At 37.5% G+C, this 14910-nt stretch carries 11 protein-coding genes and 1 tRNA gene; 6 read left to right on the plus strand and 6 right to left on the minus strand.

Annotation, left to right across the window (positions count from 1 at the left end; all coding sequences use genetic code 11):
• The first annotated feature begins 2 nt into the window (after positions 1–2).
• The 4 genes from B2V92_RS18725 (at position 3) to B2V92_RS18740 (ending at position 7535) form a co-directional block, all read left to right on the plus strand.
• Entirely contained in the window at positions 3–1412 is a 1410-nt protein-coding gene (locus B2V92_RS18725) for a RagB/SusD family nutrient uptake outer membrane protein (RefSeq protein ID WP_293311054.1), read from the plus strand.
• A 53-nt stretch (positions 1413–1465) separates the two neighbouring features.
• Entirely contained in the window at positions 1466–2167 is a 702-nt protein-coding gene (locus B2V92_RS18730; RefSeq protein WP_293311056.1) for a hypothetical protein, read from the plus strand.
• A 703-nt stretch (positions 2168–2870) separates the two neighbouring features.
• A complete protein-coding gene (locus B2V92_RS18735) occupies positions 2871–6053 on the plus strand; it encodes a SusC/RagA family TonB-linked outer membrane protein (RefSeq protein WP_293311058.1) in 3183 nt (1060 codons plus the stop codon).
• 18 nt (positions 6054–6071) lie between these two features.
• Positions 6072–7535, plus strand: coding sequence for a RagB/SusD family nutrient uptake outer membrane protein (locus B2V92_RS18740; RefSeq protein ID WP_293311060.1), 1464 nt, complete (start codon positions 6072–6074; stop codon positions 7533–7535).
• A 53-nt stretch (positions 7536–7588) separates the two neighbouring features.
• Here the strand turns inward: B2V92_RS18740 and B2V92_RS18745 are convergent, their stop codons facing one another.
• Both B2V92_RS18745 and B2V92_RS18750 read right to left on the minus strand, forming a co-directional pair.
• Positions 7589–7996 (minus strand): DoxX family protein, encoded by a 408-nt coding sequence (locus B2V92_RS18745; protein ID WP_293311062.1) that lies wholly within the window; start codon positions 7994–7996, stop codon positions 7589–7591.
• The gene (locus B2V92_RS18750) at positions 7997–8896 is read right to left on the minus strand and encodes a S66 peptidase family protein (protein ID WP_293311064.1); all 900 of its coding nucleotides are present in this window, start codon (positions 8894–8896) and stop codon (positions 7997–7999) included.
• A 40-nt stretch (positions 8897–8936) separates the two neighbouring features.
• On the opposite strand from B2V92_RS18750, the gene metG reads away from it, so the two are divergent.
• Positions 8937–11045, plus strand: a complete 2109-nt coding sequence (gene metG / locus B2V92_RS18755; RefSeq protein ID WP_293311066.1) for a methionine--tRNA ligase — start codon at positions 8937–8939, stop codon at positions 11043–11045.
• A 70-nt stretch (positions 11046–11115) separates the two neighbouring features.
• Here metG and B2V92_RS18760 read toward each other — a convergent pair whose 3' ends face one another.
• Positions 11116–11838, minus strand: coding sequence for an SDR family oxidoreductase (locus tag B2V92_RS18760; RefSeq protein ID WP_293311068.1), 723 nt, complete (start codon positions 11836–11838; stop codon positions 11116–11118).
• Positions 11839–12083: 245 nt separating this feature from the next.
• On the opposite strand from B2V92_RS18760, the gene B2V92_RS18765 reads away from it, so the two are divergent.
• Positions 12084–12155 (plus strand) — tRNA-Arg (locus B2V92_RS18765).
• 148 nt (positions 12156–12303) lie between these two features.
• Here B2V92_RS18765 and B2V92_RS18770 read toward each other — a convergent pair.
• The 3 genes from B2V92_RS18770 to B2V92_RS18780 form a co-directional block, all read right to left on the minus strand.
• Positions 12304–13599 (minus strand): hypothetical protein, encoded by a 1296-nt coding sequence (locus B2V92_RS18770; protein WP_293311070.1) that lies wholly within the window; start codon positions 13597–13599, stop codon positions 12304–12306.
• A 1-nt stretch (position 13600) separates the two neighbouring features.
• Positions 13601–13975, minus strand: a complete 375-nt coding sequence (locus tag B2V92_RS18775; RefSeq protein ID WP_293311072.1) for a hypothetical protein — start codon at positions 13973–13975, stop codon at positions 13601–13603.
• Between the two features lie 232 nt (positions 13976–14207).
• Complete coding sequence (locus B2V92_RS18780) at positions 14208–14600, minus strand: patatin-like phospholipase family protein (protein WP_293311074.1); 393 nt, start codon at positions 14598–14600, stop codon at positions 14208–14210.
• Between the last annotated feature and the right edge of the window lie 310 nt (positions 14601–14910).

Below are 14910 nucleotides of genomic sequence, written 5' to 3' on the forward strand. Positions count from 1 at the left end.
TCATGAAAATAAATTATAAATTCAGAAATATAAAAACTGCGCTATTTGTAGTATCGATTTTGACATTGTCTTCATGTCAAAAAGATATCTTCGAAGAGCCTTTAATCAGTCTTTCTCCAGGTTCAGCTTTCGAAACAGCTGAACGTGTTGAAAAAGCTTCTGTAGGTATGTATGATCAATTACAGAATGCCGAGTATTTTGGCGGACGTGTTTTGATTTATGCAGACGTACGTGGTACAGATGTGAACCCTTCATCTTTTTTTAATCCGCTTCCACAGTTTACAACAGTAAACTCTAATAGCGCTTATATTGGTACCGCTTGGCAAGGTGCTTACAGATCTATTGGTGAAGTAAATTTGTTCCTTAAAAATTTAGCAGCTTCAGGCAATATCGTTTCTGGCGCTAAAGCAAGCCAATACACTGGTGAAGCTAAGTATATCCGTTCTTTATGCTATTTTTATTTGGTTAATCTATACGCACAACCTTATAAGTTTACAGCTTCTGCAACGCATCCTGGTGTGCCTTTGGTTTTAACTAGTTCTGATGCACCTTTCTCTGATGCCAATCAGGTTTCGAGAGCAAGCGTAGCTGATGTTTACAATCAAATGGAAGCTGATTTGCTTGATGCTGAAACTAAACTTCCGGTTGATTACGGAGACCCTACCTTATTAAATGTTGCAAGAGCAACTAAAGGTGCTGCACAAGCTTTATTAGCAAGATTATACCTTTACAAAGGAGATTATACTAAAGCGAATACTTACGCTGATAAAATCATTTCTTCAGGTAAATATGGTTTAAATGCTGATCCACTAACTGCTTTCAGAACGTATACTACAAAAGAAAGTATCTTTTCTGTAGCCATGAACGGTGGTGATAACCCTAATACTAACTTTGCCTTAGGCCAACACTATGCTCCATCAAAAAGAGGTGATATTACGGTAAGTAATGATTATGTAGCTTTAATGGACCAAACTAAAGACTTAAGATTTAAAAACTTAATTATCCAGCAAGCTGGTTCTTATTGGACTACTAAATATCTGGGCGTTACAGACTGGGTTCCGGTTTCGAGATATTCTGAGATCTTGTTAATTAAAGCAGAAGCTTTAGCAAACTTGGCCACTACTGTTGATGCAACTGCCTTAGGCTTGGTAAATCAGGTAAGGGCTAGATCATTAGCCGATCCTGTTGTAGCAGTTACAAAAGCAGATTTAATTACTGCAATTTTGACTGAAAGAAGAATAGAGCTTGCGTTTGAAGGACAAGGAGAATTTGATTATTTACGTACCGGACGTGGAATCCCTGCGCACAGTGTAGTTGCCGCACAGGCATACGGATCTAATTATGTGATTTTCCCAATCCCATTCTACGATACTCAAAAGAATCCAAATCTGGCTCAGAACCCAGGTTACTAAAAAAAATAATGAAAAGGCTAGGTTAATCACCTAGCCTTTTTTATTTTTATGTTATGAAAAAAATTAAATTAATCCTTTCTCTCTTCGCAATTGTATTTCTTCCTTTTTTTGCCATTGCGCAGGATGAAATTTTTATGGCAAGCGGTGTGGGCGGAAATATTCCGCTAAAGTCTGTCCATTATACAGAAATGAATGGTTCGCCATTTTTGAATGAATTGTGGATGGGAGGTGTTGTAAAGCTGGCAAATGGCAAGTTTTATAAAGATGTTAATTTAAAGTATGACCAGATTTTAGACGAAGTATATTTTTTGGGAGAAAAAGATCAGGCTATGCTTTTTAATATTCCGGTTTTGGAATTTAAAATCCAGATGGTTAATGTAAACGGAAGTTTTGAGGAGTGTTACTTTGTAAATGGATATTCGCCAATTGATGGTGCAACCGAAAAATCGTATTACCAAAAATTAATGTATACCGGTAATCCTAAAACGCAGCTGGTAAAAAGAACAGTAAAAAAGATTTATGAATCAAGAGTATACAATTCGGCAGTAACCAGCAAAACAGTAGAAGCTACCGTGTTTTATTACTTAAGCGATGAAAAAAAGAAATTGAGAAAAGTGAAGCTTGATGCTAAATCCATAATTGCTGGTTTGGGCGATAAACAAACAGACCTTGTTAAATATATTGAAGCGAATAAGTTAAATCTTAAGAAGGAAGAAGATGCAATTAAATTAGTATCTTACTATAACAGTATTTAATAATATGTTGAAATGATTTTTTAAGGGATGCCAGATGGCATCCTTTTTTTTTAAAGCTAAAATTTAAATTCTTTAATCTCGAAGCGGCTTATTTTACAGCAATTCTTCTTATAATGATCGCTGATAGTATTTTTAAGAGTAGCTTTTTTAGTTTTTATAATTTTTTTTAGGTTTTATTCGCTTTTTGTCTGTTTTAAGAGACTTTTTTTTAGGGTGTTTTGGTTTTTAATCTCGTGTAAGGGATCTTTTTTAAAGATTGTATCTGTTTTTTTTAATTTACGGTGTGGATGTGTTTGTTTTTTGCACAAATTATTTGGTTTAAATAATGATTTCATGTATATTGTATTTATTAACCGAAACTAGACTAACTTTTATGAAAAAATTCGCGTAGAGTTTGTTCGTATTGCTGCTTATTGCAACCGGAGCAATAACCCAAACCGAACAATCGGAAGCGCCTCAATGGTCAATAAAGACCGTAATTGCCATCCAGTAAATATTAAAACTAAAATTTCAGCTACGGGAACCACGGTGGTTGTTTGTTTTTAAATTTATTGAGGCGGAGGTTGCTCAGTGTTTCTAATAATCAGTTATTTAGCAGAGTTTAAGCAGGAGAAATAAAAAATAAGTATTTTTTATTGTAAAATTTGTATTACAAAATACTAAATCCTATATTGTATTATTATTAACTAAACTAAACTTTTTTATGAAAAAACTTCTACAAAGTTTGTTCATATTGCTGTTTATTGCCACCTCCGCAATAGCGCAAGATCGAACAATCACAGGAACAGTTACGGCCAGTGAAGATGGATTGCCACTTCCGGGTGTAAGTGTTAAAATCAAAGGTGCAACCGGTGGAACCACAACGGGAGCAGATGGAAAATACTCGCTTAAAGTATCCCGGAGCGTAACATCAATTGAATTTTCTTCTATTGGATTTATATCAGTAACCAAAAATATTGGTTCTTCAAATACACTAAATATAGCATTAGAGAGCGATTCGAAAACATTAACGGATGTTGTGGTGGTGGGCTATGGTACCCAAAAGCGTGGCGAAACTACAGGAAGTACTGCATCTGTAAGCGGCTCAGCTATTGCTCAGAAACCTATTCAGAGCTTAGAAGCGGGTTTGGCTGGTAGGGCTTCGGGTGTGCAGATAACTGTTCCTGCCGGAGTATTAAATACACCGCCCGTATTCAGGATTAGGGGTACAAACTCTATTTCACTAAGTTCACAGCCATTATTTGTAATAGATGGGGTAGTGGCAACCACCGGCGATCAGGGTTTAACAGCCTCAGCTGCTAACCCATTGTCGAGTATTAATCCAAATGATATTGAGAGTATCGATATCGCCAAAGACGCTGCTTCAACTGCTATTTATGGTAGCCGTGCTGCTAATGGTGTTGTATTTGTTACTACTAAAAGAGGTAAAACAGGTTTACCAAAAGTAAATTACGATTTTTGGGTGGGATGGTCTGAAGCTTACCGCTTACCAAAATTGCTTGATGCTTTCCAGTATACAGATTATAAAAACGAAGCCATTGCCAATGCAAATGCGATCCGCCCTGGAAGTGTAAACGTAACTTTTAACGGTGTTTCGCAGCTTCAGAAATTTGTTTTGACAAATGGTCCTGACGGCCAGCCCATCAATACCAATTGGTACGATTATGCTTACCGTACAGGTGTTTCACAGAATCATAATGTAAACGTTTCTGGCGGAACTGAAAATACCAAGTATTATATGGGCTTTGGATACACCAATCAACAGGGTATCTACCAGAAGAATGATTTTAAAAGATTAAATGGATTATTCAATATAGATAGTAAATTGAATAAATTCATCACCATTGGTGGTAAGTTATCTTACTCTAATGAGAAAAATTTAGCTGCAATTTCTTCAGGTTCTTTAAATGGGGAAGCTTATGGTACATCAGGTTTAGCCAGAACAGCGTTGGTAAATTCGCCAAACGTATCGCCGTATAATAATGATGGCAGCTTTAATCTTGGTGCTACATTTGTTGGTCCAATGAACAATATTGTAACAGGTAATCAAGTCGGTTTTTACAATTTTGCCCAGGTACTTTCTCTAAACAGGGAAAATAACGAATTGGACCACATGCAATCTAATGCATATTTACAGGTTAGTCCTTTCAAATGGTTAAATTTGAAATCGATGTACGGTATCGATTACATCAATAGCGATAACGATATTTTCTATAATCCGATTCATGGACCAGGCCAGGGTGTGAGTGGTGAAGCCATTGGGGCCTTCAGAAAAAGAAAAAACTGGACCTGGACCAATACCGCTCAGGCTGATTACGAAATTTCTAAACACAGTTTCAATTTATTGGTTGGACAAGAGCAACAAAGAAATACAGTTACTGGTTATGGTATCGATCGCCAAGGGTTAACAGATCCGGCTTATGATGTAGTACAAGCAGGTTTTACTTTAAACAACTCTACAGGTGCAGCTTATGGAGAAAATTACTTGCTTTCTTATTTTGGTCGTTTAAATTATAACTACGATGGCAAATATTTCTTGAGCGGTAATTTAAGGCAGGATGAATATTCTGCATTAGGAATTAAAAAAGGAACTTTCTGGGGTGCATCTGCGGGATGGGAAATCACGAAAGAGAATTTCTGGGCAAGTGCAGGTTTAGATAAAGTATTTAGCAGTTTTAAAATTAAAGGAAGTTACGGTAAAGTGGGTAATATTTCGGGCATTGGAGATTATGCTACTTTTTCTACTTATGGTTCTGCTTTATATGGTGGTATTCCATCATCTATTTACAGTGCTGCCGGCAATAAGGAACTTACCTGGGAAACCAGTAAAAAAACAGATATCGGTATCAACTTTGGTATCTTAAAAGGTAGAATCGATTTTGAAATTGACTATTACAAAAATAATATCGATGGTTTGATCCTTAACGTATCGCAATCGCCATCAACTGGTGTTCCATCAACTGTTGCTACCAATATTGGCTCCATGTACAATAAGGGCTGGGAGTTTAATGTGAATGCTTCGCCACTTAAGTCTACGGATTTTTCATGGAACAGCAGCTTCAATATCGCTTATAACAAGAACGAGGTTACCGCACTAGCACCAGGCTTAACTGAAATTATAACTCCAACGGGCTCTACTACTACAGGAGAAAATGTTAACCGGTCTATTCCGGGTTATTCTATCGGTTATCTTTATGTGGTGCGTACAGGTGGTGTAGATCCGGCAACTGGAAGAAGAATATTTTATAATAAGGCGGGTAGAGCAGTTACTTATCAGCACATCGTACCTACTGGTCAGGCAAACTGGACTTATCTTGATAATGGTGCTACTGCTCCAGCCATCACTCAAAGTGCTGATGCTGAGATGTATAAAAATACTGCGCCTAAGTTTTACGGAGGTTTTGATAATACGTTCCGTTACAAAAACTTTGACTTAAACGTAATGCTAACCTATCAATTGGGTTTCTGGGTATCTTACGGAACCAATGCAGGTTTGCACGATCAGAGGTATTGGAACAATGCAGTTGATGTGTTGAACCGTTGGCAAAAACCTGGTGATATTACTGATTTTCCGAGAGCTGTATATACTGATAACGTTTCTTATGGTAATACTATTCCATTGGATATAAATGTTTTCAAAGGAGATTTTGTTAAATTAAGAAATCTAAGCCTTGGTTATACTATTCCGCAAACTGCATTCGGAAAATCGGGAATTAACCGCCTCCGTGTTTATGTAGCAGGTCAAAACCTTGCGATTATAACTAAGTACCCTGGTCCAGATCCGGAAGTTTCTTCAAATGGGTCAAGCTCTTCTGGTCAGGGTTCAGATAGAAACTCTGGTCCAAACGCAAGAACTTACACCATGGGACTTAGCTTAGGGTTTTAAAATATAAAGGAAAAAATCATGAACAAAAGAAATTTATACATAGCAATATTGTGTTCGGCTGTCATATTTACAAGTTCTTGCAAAAGAGAATTTTTAGACCCCGCACTTAAAACATCTGTAGCTGCAGAAAATGCTTTCGATACACAGTTCCGTATCGAAAGTCAGGCAAATTCATTATATGGTTCGTTAAAAAATGGATCTTTTTATGGAGGTAGATATTTGGTTTACGGGAGCATAAGAGGAGAAGATTTTATAAACGAGACCGGAAACCTGGTAACTGCTTCCGATGTTTGGAGCATGAACCTTGCAAACAGTGCAACTTCTGTTAAAACACTGTGGTCTCAGGCCTATGTTACCATTAACCGTTGTAATGTTTTTATCGATGGGATGGCCTCGAAAGGTAATTCAGTTGTGGGCGATGCCTTGGGTGCCAAATACACTGCCGAAGCAAGATTAATTAGGGCTTTATCTTATTATAGTTTATTGCAGGTTTTTGCAAGGCCTTATGCCGATGGAAATGGAAGTAAACCTGGACTGCCACTTCGTTTAACAGGAATTACAGGTCCAGGCTTTTCTGATTTGGCAAGAAGCACGGTAGATCAGGTTTATACCCAAATTATTGCTGATTTAAATTATGCAGAAGCAAATCTTCCAGCTACAAATGCAACAGCTTTGCTTAACACAACAAGGGCGCATAAAAATACTGCAATAGCATTAAAAACGAGGGTTTATTTGACGATGGGAAAATGGACCGATGTAATTACAGAAGCAAATAAACTGGTGCCTGCAGTTGCTCCATTTAAAGCAAAGGCAAATGTAGCAAACGATCTGGTTTCGGATATTACTACTGTGTTTAAAACACCATATACTACAGCCGAATCTGTATTTTCATTGCCAATGACGACTTCAGCTAGTCCGTTGGATTATCCTGGGACGCAAAACTCTTTGGCTTCGTATTTCTATTTTACAAATGCCACACCTGGTACAACAGAATTTTCTTTGAATCCAATTGGTGTTATAGCTAATACAGGGTGGAAATCTACAGATAAAAGACGGTCGTTAATTTTTACTTCGGCGGCCTCAAAACAGTTTGTTGCTAAGTTTACCACTGCAAGCCCATACACAGATTATGTTCCGGTAATAAGGTGGGCCGAAGTATTGTTAAACTTGGCCGAGGCCAGAGTACGTAGTACTAATACAGTTGATGCGCAAGCATTACTGTTGTTGAATGCTGTTCGTCAACGGTCGGATGCAACTACAGTACTCGCGCCTGCTACTGTTAGTGATTTTACAGATGCTTTATTATTAGAAAGAAGAATAGAATTTTTGGGTGAAGGTTTAAGAGCCCCGGATTTAACCCGTTTATTGCTAACTATTCCATTAAAGGGAAGTGCGCCTGCTAAATCGCCAACCGAAAATGGCTATATCTGGCCAATATCTTCAGAGGAGTTATCATTGAACAGATTAATGACAGATAATTAAAATAAAAAGGGGATTGTAAATTTACAATCCCCTTTCTTTTACATTGTTATTTTTTACTTCTTATCCACACTGTATTTCCCCGGGCCGATAAAAATCAGGGCAAAAAATACAATGCCCAATTCAATGGCATGGCTGGCACCCTGTAACCCGTCTCCTTTGCCAAAATGAACCAAAGAAGCGATAATCATTGTAAAAATTAATAAAATCAGGGCCGGTCTAAAAAATAAACCTACAATTAAAAGAAAACCACCAAAGGTTTCGGTTGCTGCAGCCATAAATCCCCAGAATATAGGTAGAAAATCTACTCCGATCACTTTCATGCTTCCACCCAGGCTTGTCCAGCTATTGGGCCCGCCGGCCAACTTCGGGAAGCCATGGATGATAAACATTACACCTACACCTAAGCGCAACAGCAATAAACCTGTATTACGGTATTTTCCTAAATTATCTAAAATCGCCATCTATAAATATTTAAATTGAACGTTATTGGTTTCTACTTCTAAAGCTACTTCTGCACCTAAAGTCATACACAGGTTATTTTCAATATGCCCTGTCGGGAAATTAAAGCAAACTGGGTAATCATACTCTTTTACGATATCCCAGATCACTTCATCCACTGTTTGTCCAAAAGAAATTTTTTCTTCTGCTATTTCGTTAAAAGCACCAACAATCAGGCCTTTTAATTTTGCCAGCTTACCTGCTCTTTTTAGCATACGCAGCATACGGTCTATACTGTATTCGTGCTCGCCAACATCTTCCAGAAATAGAATTTTATCTATAAAATCCATTTCCGAAACCGAACCCTGCATCATAGCCAATAAAGTCAGGTTTCCGCCTATTAAAATGCCATTGGCATCTCCTACCCTATTTTTAAATGTACTTCGGTAATTATACTCCTGTTTTTCGCCAAATAAAGCCTTTTGCAGAGAGGTTAATGCCTCTTCGGTAGATTCATCAAAAGTATAGGGCATTTGTGCATGTAGGCATTGTGTATGGCTTTGTGCAATAAGATGCGAAAGCAGCACCGTAATATCGCTAAAACCTACAAACCATTTTGGATTTTGGTTAAATGCTGTAAAATCGAGCTGATCAATAATGCGGATGGTGCCATAGCCCCCACGACCTGAAATAATGGCTTTTATAGATGGATCATCCAGAAAACGTTGGATATCTTTTGTTCTTAAACTGTCGCTTCCGGCAAACTGGTGGTGGCTTGCGTATACGCTATCGCCTAAAATAACCTCTAACCCCCAGCTGTTTAATATTTCAATGGCTTGGTCTATAGGTTTGGGTAATTTTTTTGCCGGACAAACCAGGGCAATTTTATCTCCTTTTTTTAAATACGGGGGCTGCTTAATCATCTTCAAAACACTTATCTTTGCCAAATTAATAAAAATTGTTTTGGATAATAGTAAAATAAAAAGATATACCGTAACTGCGGCGCTTCCATATACCAATGGACCGGTTCATATTGGGCACCTTGCCGGTGTTTATATCCCTGCAGATATTTATGCCCGTTACCTGAGATCAAAAAAACGAGATGTTAAATTCATCTGTGGGTCTGACGAAAACGGCGTTCCGATTACTTTGAAAGCCAAAAGAGAAGGAATTACCCCTCAGGAAGTGGTAGATAAGTACCATAAAATCATTGGCGATTCTTTTAAAGAATTTGGGGTTTCTTTTGATATCTATCACCGAACATCTTCACTAACCCACCACCAAACAGCGGCGGATTTCTTCGAAACCCTGTACGAAAAAGGTGTTTTTACAGAAGAAATTACCGAACAGTACTACGATCCTTCTGCTAAACAATTTTTGGCCGATCGTTACATTACCGGTACCTGCCCTAAATGTGGTAACGAAAATGCCTACGGCGATCAGTGCGAAAACTGCGGTTCAACACTTAATGCTACTGATTTAATTAATCCAAAATCGACCCTATCGGGCGACAAACCGATTTTAAAAGAGACTAAAAACTGGTTTTTACCACTCGATAAATACGAAGACCGTTTAAGAACTTACATCGAAAGCCATAAAGAATGGCGCCCGAATGTTTACGGGCAATGTCAAAGCTGGTTAAATGCAGGTTTACAGCCAAGGGCAATGACCAGGGATTTAGAATGGGGTGTTCGAGTACCGCTCCGCGATGCAGAAGGTAAAGTGCTTTATGTATGGTTTGATGCCCCTATTGGCTATATTTCTGCTACTAAAGAACTTTGCAATTATGCAAAACTTGATGTATGGAATCCAAAAGCAGAAGAATATTATATCAGCAGTTACGAAAACGATAAGTGTGGTTGGGAAGAATACTGGAAAAGCGACGAAACCAAACTGGTTCACTTTATCGGTAAAGATAATATTGTTTTCCATTGCATTATTTTCCCTGCCATGTTAATGGCGCATGGGGGATATACTTTAGCAGATAATGTTCCGGCAAATGAATTTTTAAATCTCGAAGGTCAGAAAATATCGACTTCTAAAAACTGGGCAGTTTGGCTGAACGAATATTTAAGGGAATTTGAAGGCAAGCAGGATGTATTGCGTTATGTATTAACGGCAACTGCTCCCGAAACCAAGGATAACGATTTTACCTGGAAAGATTTTCAGGCAAGAAACAATAATGAGTTAGTAGCCATCCTGGGTAACTTCGTAAACCGTGTAGTGGTGCTTACGCATAAATATTTCGGCGGTTCGGTACCAACCTGTATGGAAATTACAGAAGTTGATCAGGCCGTTATTGATGAACTGGCCAGTTATCCTGAAAAAATTTCGGCTTCTATCGAAAATTACCGTTTCAGGGAAGCTTTATCTGAGGTAATGAATGTTGCCCGTTTGGGTAATAAATACCTTGCCGAAACTGAACCGTGGAAACTGATTAAAACCGACGAAGACCGTGTAAGGACCATATTGCATATTTCACTTCAGATCGCTGCCAACATCCAGATTCTGATCGAACCTTTCTTGCCTTTTACAGCAGAAAAACTAATGAAAATGCTTAAAAACGGCGGACATGATTGGGATAATGCTGGTACAGTTAATTTATTAAAACGTGGCCACGAAATTGGTGAAGCTGTGCTTTTATTCGAAAAAATAGAAGATGCCGAAATTGATTTCCAGATCAATAAATTAAACCAGAGCAAAGCCAGTAATGCTGCAGCTACAGCAACGCCCGTTCCTGCTAAAGAAAATATCCAGTTTGATGATTTTTCTGCCATGGATATCCGTGTGGCTACCATTGTTGCTGCGGAGAAAGTAGAAAAGACTAAAAAACTATTACAGTTGACCGTAAACACCGGTATTGACGAAAGAACCGTGGTTTCTGGTATCGCCGAATATTACAAACCAGAAGATATTGTTGGTAAACAGGTAAGTATGATCGTAAACCTGGCCCCGAGAGAAATTAAAGGGATTTTATCACAGGGAATGATCCTAATGGCCGAAAACGCAGAAGGAAAACTTACTTTTGTAGCTCCTGCAGAGAAGTTTCAGGAAGGTAGTGTAATTAGATAAATCCTACCGGTTAAAATCAAAAAAGCCATTTGGTCGAACTGATCAAATGGCTTTTGCTTTTCGAATAAAATTAAGGATTCATCCGGTTAAAATATTCGCTTATCGTATCGTTGTTTGCTTTTGCCCTGTCTGCGCTTGTGCCAAAGGTTAATTCAGTTTCCCCTTCTTTCATTTGCTCAAATACAGATGTTACAAAATCGCTCACGGCAGGGTGGGCATCATGGATACCCTTACCCCCCAAATCGGTATTTAAGGCCGGAGGGATCATTTCGATCACTTCTATGCTCGAATCTTTAAGGCTATGACGTAAAGAAAGTGTAAACGATCGCATAAAGGCCTTGGTTCCGCAATAAACAGGTATTTGCGAAAAAGGTACAAAAGCTAAACCAGAAGTTACATTAATAATGGTATCTAGCGCATTTAATTTGGTAAAAAGTTTAGTTAAATGGATGGGAGCCAAAACGTTGGTTGCGATTTCATCATTTGCTTTTTCGTAGAAATCTTCATCCCCGATTTTCATCCAGTTCTGGATTCCGGCGTTGTTTACCAATACATTTAAATCGCTATGATTTTCGGCAATCCAATTGTACAATTCAATTCTGCCTGCCTCATCTGATAAATCAGACACTTTGGTAATTACCGAGGGCAATTTTTCTGCTGCTTCCTGCAGGGCAGATTCACGGCGGCCACAGATAATTACGGTATTGTTTTCTTGTATAAACCTTTCGGCCAATCCGAGGCCAATACCTGTTGCACCACCGGTAATCAGGATTTTATTATTTGCTAATTTCATATTCTAATAAATTGATAACCAAAGATCAGGCTATTGAAAAGATTTTTTATGGTGAGTAGTACAGTTTTTTAAGATGGACGATCTGTAGCAGATTTTTTTGTAAAAAAGAGTAATTTTGATAGTTAGGAAGTAGCTTACCGCGGTTTTTGTTTCTTTTAATTGACAATTTTCATTTTATAAAATGCTTTTTAAAATGGCTTCGCTGCATCAAAACTTTTATTATATTTGCCCTGCTCAAATAAAATGGTCCCGTAGTTCAACGGATAGAATAGAAGTTTCCTAAACTTTAGATATGAGTTCGATTCTCGTCGGGACCACTTAAAAAAAATGATCTTCACATAAAACGGCTTTTCTCTAACAGAAAGCCGTTTTTGTTTTTACTGATCTTTCTAATTAATCTATTTTCGCAACCTGTTACACTTTTATCCTGCCAGGTACGAAAGGTTGTTAGAAACATATTTAAGTTTATTTAATGTTTCCATTAACCAATTTTGCATTCAATGAATAGAAAAGATTTAGAAAACTTATTAGTTGATTCCGTTTGGTAACTGCCCCTGCGGGATTTTTATAATCTTTTCCGAATGAATAAGATAAAGCAATGCTATTTGAAAATTTGTAGGCAATATCCAATCCATACTTATTGTCCCAGGTGTTTTTTGCAGCGGTATAGGTAATGTTGTTTACTACGATATTCGGTAGATCGTTTGATTTATTCCTAAGTACAGCCCAAGCCGAAACGGTAAATTTTTGGGCAGTTCCGAGTGCAAAATTGAGTTTGTAAATCAAGTCGAAATTGCTCGAAGAAGTAACAGAGTCTGTAGCAAAGGTTCGTACATACCGTAATGCCGCCGTTCCGTCTATCGGGCTATTTTTTCCAAATTTCGAAGTATAATCAATCCAAACTGCAGCCTGAGAAAACTTGGAATAATCGAATTGATTAGTTGGAAAGGCCAGTGCAAGCGCTCCGCTTAACTGAAAATTACCTGTTTCATTCAGTGCCTCTTTTATTTTTTCGCTCATTGCAGCTGCCGGAGCTTCATTATAATTGTTGATATATTCGCCAACAATGGAAATCACGGCTAGTTTTTTAGCTGCATCCAGTGTATCAGTAGCCATTGATGACAGTGCTTTTGATAACGTATCAGTAAGCATGGCCTGTATTTGACTTCTGTCCGCCCACAACGTATTTCCTGTTGCAGGGGTTTTAATCTTGCTTTCAATATCATTTTTGAGGTCTTCAACAGTTGAACCATTAAAGTCGTTGATGTATAAAATAAAATTGGGCTGCCATGTAATCTTTTTTTTCAGTGCATTTGATTCTGCAATTAAAGCCTGACTCAAGGCCTGTCTTTTTTTATTTGCGAAAGTGATGGGTAACCGAAATCCAAAACCCAGACTTTGCGCCGTATCTTTGTTATAAGGTACTTTAGCAGATGCTATAGATAAAGATAAATTTCTTAAGCTAAAACCCTCTTTTTCCAAATAGTCTTTATAACTAAAATTCTTATGGTCGCTTAGCCAATACGGCTTAAATTCCATCGCAAAGTTTTTTGGTGCCGCGCCATCATTACCGGTTAGGTTTTGATACAATGAAGCCTGAAATTTATTCCAGTTGCTAGGCTTGGCTATTTCGGTAGGGCTGATTCCGAGTACGGTAAATGCTGGGGCAGAGGTAGATGAAACACTTGAAACGTCTGTCTGTTGTGCATAAAGGCCGTTGGCAACAAACATCACGATTAATAGAATGTAAACTCTTTTCATCTTAAATAAAATTTAAGGTGGTAAGGAAAATTCCTGTTGAATTGGTTTGAACAGTCATACTTGAAATCCCAATGGGAATTAAGTTTTTAAGCTCTTCGCCCGTTTTGGGCGCATTGGTTAAATAGTATGTTACAATCAGGTTATCGGTATCCGGATTGACATCAATCACAACAGAAACCACTGTAGACGATTTGCCCTTAATCGAAGAACCCTTTCCTACAGGTGCGTTTAAAACATCAGGTGAAAACTGCACATTGTTAAAATTTTTAAAAGTAGTGGTTCCCGTCTGACCATTTCCTATCACAACGTTTAGAAAATAAGAATCAGTGCCCTTTACGGGAAAGTTGATTTGTTTATTTGAAATTTGAGAGCTCATTGTGTTTGTTTAAGTTATTGCAATATAGGTATTTATGGTTATTTAATTGCTTTGATTTCATTTTTTAAGGAACATATGTCAATGTTGTTTTAAATGATACGGATTTCAGGCACAGCCAAATTTTATCCATAAGAATTGGTTTGTATAAAATTTCACATCGTGTTGGGCAAAATGTATTTTTTATTTAGCTATCGCATTATCCATATCTTAATATAGCTGGTAAGGATTATTCTTAAAAGGTCTTTATTAAATCCAGATTTTGAAGATTATCTAAAAGAAACTTATAGAAAGTGTCAAAATCTTTCTTCTGCTGCATCATTAGGGCATATACCACACCGGTAATGGTTCCGCCAGATACAGTTGAAATCATTTTTACATTTTCGAGCAAAGGTTTATTTTTTAATGTAACCTTATTCAAATAAAACATAGATTCTAAATGAAATGAAGCCGCAAGGTAACCACCGCCCGATAAACTGAGCGCAATGTGGTTTAAGGGGTTTTCCGGTACTTTTATCTCGTTTATAATAGTTGTTTTGGGAGGTTTAAAATTTAAAAGTGGCGTATTAATGTAATCTGTTAAATGTTCATTATTTACAATTTTGGGGTAGATTGGGTCCTCACCCATTTGGTCTGCTAAAAAGAGAATATTTTCGGATAGGCTGGGTAATTTTTTCAGCAATCACGTTCAAAAGAAATAGAATTATGATTACAGCAATTGATGAATCCAGAATATTTTGTTCTTCAGGCATGGTTAAGCGCGCTTAATTATGTAGTTGTTTCTTGTCCGTTAATTAAAATTACGTATAGCCAAATCATTGAACAATACTTACTAAAGGGTATTTTAGCGCTAGCTGTTTTTTGTGATATATTTTAATGCAATGTATTTTTCTGCTCCTATCAAAGTGGTAAAATAGAAATACAGATAATGATGTTGG

The sequence above is a fragment of the Pedobacter sp. UBA5917 genome, from assembly GCF_002432345.1.
Classification (GTDB): Bacteria; Bacteroidota; Bacteroidia; order Sphingobacteriales; family Sphingobacteriaceae; genus Pedobacter.

Bases quoted from the DNA above. Each gene is read 5' to 3' on its own strand.
- B2V92_RS18750 (WP_293311064.1), bottom strand. From the start codon at position 8,896: ATGATTAAGCAGCCCCCGTATTTAAAAAAAGGAGATAAAATTGCCCTG.
- B2V92_RS18725 (WP_293311054.1), top strand. From the start codon at position 3: ATGAAAATAAATTATAAATTCAGAAATATAAAAACTGCGCTATTTGTA.
- B2V92_RS18745 (WP_293311062.1), bottom strand. From the start codon at position 7,996: ATGGCGATTTTAGATAATTTAGGAAAATACCGTAATACAGGTTTATTG.
- B2V92_RS18775 (WP_293311072.1), bottom strand. From the start codon at position 13,975: ATGAGCTCTCAAATTTCAAATAAACAAATCAACTTTCCCGTAAAGGGC.
- B2V92_RS18780 (WP_293311074.1), bottom strand. From the start codon at position 14,600: ATGGGTGAGGACCCAATCTACCCCAAAATTGTAAATAATGAACATTTA.
- B2V92_RS18735 (WP_293311058.1), top strand. From the start codon at position 2,871: ATGAAAAAACTTCTACAAAGTTTGTTCATATTGCTGTTTATTGCCACC.
- B2V92_RS18760 (WP_293311068.1), bottom strand. From the start codon at position 11,838: ATGAAATTAGCAAATAATAAAATCCTGATTACCGGTGGTGCAACAGGT.
- B2V92_RS18770 (WP_293311070.1), bottom strand. From the start codon at position 13,599: ATGAAAAGAGTTTACATTCTATTAATCGTGATGTTTGTTGCCAACGGC.
- B2V92_RS18730 (WP_293311056.1), top strand. From the start codon at position 1,466: ATGAAAAAAATTAAATTAATCCTTTCTCTCTTCGCAATTGTATTTCTT.
- B2V92_RS18740 (WP_293311060.1), top strand. From the start codon at position 6,072: ATGAACAAAAGAAATTTATACATAGCAATATTGTGTTCGGCTGTCATA.